At 40.4% G+C, this 1,458-nt stretch carries 1 protein-coding gene; it reads right to left on the reverse strand.

The annotated features are described in order from the left end of the window. Positions 1–63: 63 nt before the first annotated feature. The gene (locus LC115_00865; protein MCZ2355231.1) at positions 64–930 is read right to left on the reverse strand and encodes an acetyltransferase; all 867 of its coding nucleotides are present in this window, start codon (positions 928–930) and stop codon (positions 64–66) included. Between the last annotated feature and the right edge of the window lie 528 nt (positions 931–1,458).

Genomic DNA, 1,458 nt, shown 5'->3' on the forward strand with positions numbered 1-1,458 from the left:
GCTTGGGATGTGCGCCGAGTCCCCAGCGTCAGGTGCACGCTGTGTTAGGCGCGTTGTTTAAATTTATAGATATTTATCTCCTTCTTGTCTTGTGCGGATAACTTTAGCGGGAGTGCCATATGCAACGCAATAGTCTGGTATATCATTTAATACGACAGATCCCGCGCCAATTACTGTATGCTTGCCTATATTCCGGTTGTGAATAATATTAGCCCCAAGCGATATAGAACTAAATGCGTCTATCTTCACATTTCCTCCAGTTGTTGCGTTAGGAGCGAGACTTGAGAAATTACCCATAATACAATCATGGTCAAGGGAAGCTTTTGTATTGATGATACAAAAAGTTCCGATTTCACAGTCGCTATTTACAACTGATTCTGCTGTGGCTATTGTACCCTTGCCAATGATTGCGCCTCTAGCGAGTTGAACTGATGGATGAAAGGTGCTTACAAAGTTAAGCGTGGGGGATATTTTTTCTATCTTTTTTGCCATTAGATGGCGTTGCCAGTTGTCTCCGATGGCGATAAAACTGCCGAATAAATTATATTTCTTTGAAAGTATTGGTAGATCTTCTTCTGTGCCGAGAATCTGATAATTAAAAACCTCTTGCCCTGCTTTCTTGAAAGAATCAATTAATCCGACGATTGAAAACTTACCTTCTTTTTCAATAACATCTATTGCTACTTTAGCGTGACCTGACGAGCCTATGACTACTATTTTTTGTTTTTTGACCATTAGTTTCCAGCGCCTAACGGTTTGCGTTAGCGGCGGACGGGGGGCGGGAGTAGGAGAGTCCAAAGAGGAGAAAAAACTCAAAGCGTGAAAAATGTCTCTCGAAGCCGCCGAATCCCCGCCGTCCGCTGCACGCTTTGTTAGTGCGCTCGATGTTGCGGAACGGATATAGCCTAAAAACAGAACGCCGCCTTTCATAGACTTGATTTTACACGCACGCCAATTTTTTACAATCCCGACTTTATGTCTCGGCAGGCTCGACAACCACCAACGAAACTAACGCTGAATTGAAATAACCTGAAAGCCGAGAACTTGCTAAAACTTTTGCCGAGAAACTGACTTTGCCAAAAATAAATTTTGCCAGAAGAAACGAACACAGCCCAAGAACCCAAATAAAACTTGTCAAAATATTTGCTGAAAAAATACAGAAAATTTTGGAAACCTGATTTTACAGAAAAGAATTTAAGCCATGAAAAACGAACTTTGCCGAATAAAACTGCTGACTTACCGAAACTTAATTGAAAACCACGAACTTATTTTGGAAACCTGACCAAAATTTGAAACCGACATGACTTTGGAAATTACGCTTGCGAAAAAACTTTTGTTTTTAGAGACCTGAATTTCTGATAAAGAAAAACTTAATTTTGGAGACTTAAATTCTGTTTGCATAAAACTTTATTTTTGGAAACGACTAACAACCTATGTTTACAAGAGGCGCACTAACGG

The organism is Bacteroidia bacterium (assembly GCA_026932145.1).
Lineage (GTDB): Bacteria > Bacteroidota > Bacteroidia > J057 > JAIXKT01 > JAIXKT01.